This window comes from Listeria floridensis FSL S10-1187 (assembly GCF_000525875.1).
Classification (GTDB): Bacteria; Bacillota; Bacilli; order Lactobacillales; family Listeriaceae; genus Listeria; species Listeria floridensis.
In genome coordinates this window covers 1-785 of the sequence record NZ_AODF01000051.1, presented here as the reverse complement: position 1 = coordinate 785, position 785 = coordinate 1, and the positions used below count along the sequence as shown (strand labels likewise).

The window sequence follows — 785 nt, the reverse complement described above, 5'->3', positions numbered from 1 at the left end:
GGGATGAAAAAACAGGTTAAGTAGTACTTGGGCTTATACTGTTAATTGGAATAGGATTTGGAGTGAAAATGTATATGGATAATCAAACATTGAATGAGGATATGCAGGAAGTTGTGAATAGTGAAGAAGCAAAGAAAGTGTTTGAAGAGGGATTGAAGAATCTGGATAAAAATGCTTTAACTGATAAAGGGATAATTAAAACATACAAAATTGATGACGGTAGTATTGAACATAATCCTATGGGTGGGATAAATGGAAGATTATATGTGAATGGTGAAAAAAGTCTCTATATAAATTTTAATCTTGATAAGAAAAGCTCTGATAATTTTGATGATGATGTGATTTCTAGTATTTCAGGAAAACTGTCGGATAAATTGGAGGCTAAATAATGATGAGAAGATTTACAGATGAGCAAAATGTTAAGATTGCAAAAAAAGAGTACAGTCAACTAGAAGTTAACGATGATCTTATTATTGAAAACTCAATTAAGATAGGTAAGGTTTCTCAAGTAAATAACAAGGCAAATGGAGAACAATCTTTCATAGTCACAAGCGGAAAGCACGCAGTAGTAGCCGATGCTCCACTCTCAGAACGCGAAAAAGTGAAAGAAGTGACGATCCTTTACCGCGGTTCCACTGAAATCAATCAGATAAAAAGAAGAACCGCGCGATGTGCTGAACGATTGGCTAGGAAATGATTTAATCATGGGTACTGCGATTTTGAATGGGGGGCGAGGCTCCAGCTACTCCGCAATTAGTGTCTTCTGCGGATACTTTACAGACCGC

General features: G+C 36.2%; 2 protein-coding genes. Both read left to right on the top strand.

The features are described 5' to 3' along the window. Positions 1–74: 74 nt before the first annotated feature. Positions 75–389 carry a DUF1310 family protein gene (locus MFLO_RS13630; RefSeq protein ID WP_051993681.1) on the top strand — a complete coding sequence of 105 codons (315 nt, stop codon included), beginning with the start codon at positions 75–77 and terminating at the stop codon, positions 387–389. Further along, positions 389–697, top strand: a complete 309-nt coding sequence (locus tag MFLO_RS13625; RefSeq protein WP_036098572.1) for a hypothetical protein — start codon at positions 389–391, stop codon at positions 695–697. Before MFLO_RS13630 ends, MFLO_RS13625 begins: the two co-directional genes overlap by 1 nt. Positions 698–785: the final 88 nt, after the last annotated feature.

What these genes read in the sequence shown, in the direction of transcription:
- MFLO_RS13625 (WP_036098572.1), top strand. Translation starts at nt 389, where the DNA reads ATGATGAGAAGATTTACAGATGAGCAAAATGTTAAGATTGCAAAAAAA.
- MFLO_RS13630 (WP_051993681.1), top strand. Translation starts at nt 75, where the DNA reads ATGGATAATCAAACATTGAATGAGGATATGCAGGAAGTTGTGAATAGT.